The sequence below is a fragment of the Rhizobium sp. SVR5-9E genome (assembly GCF_056755095.1).
In genome coordinates this window covers 1-291 of the sequence record NZ_JBNDHS010000340.1, presented here as the reverse complement: position 1 = coordinate 291, position 291 = coordinate 1, and the positions used below count along the sequence as shown (strand labels likewise).

Sequence of the window (291 nt, the reverse complement as noted above, 5' to 3'; positions counted from 1 at the left end):
ATTGTTCTCGGCGACAGGCCTGACGTGGTCTCAGTGGGCGGGCGGTAACGTGGATACACTGCGTGCCCGGATGAACTGGCTTACGCCGCAGGTCAATACTACGCTCTCCGGTGCGCCTGCCATCATGGACGAGCACGCTGAGCACCGGGGGCATCATAGCGGGATGATGATGCCCGGGATGGTGATGGATCCGACGCTTTTTGATGACTTCCTGCATGCCGCCCGTACGGCGGGTATAGATGCCAGCAAGCTCGAAATCCGCCCGGCGAAAACGGCTGAACAGGCCTGGAC

Annotated in this window: 1 protein-coding gene; it reads left to right on the top strand. The window is 61.2% G+C overall.

Features of this window, described 5'->3' with window-relative positions:
• Positions 1-49 precede the first annotated feature (49 nt).
• Positions 50-291 (top strand): hypothetical protein (locus ACPYOJ_RS35090; protein ID WP_481420342.1); only part of this gene is annotated, 242 nt, incomplete at its 3' end.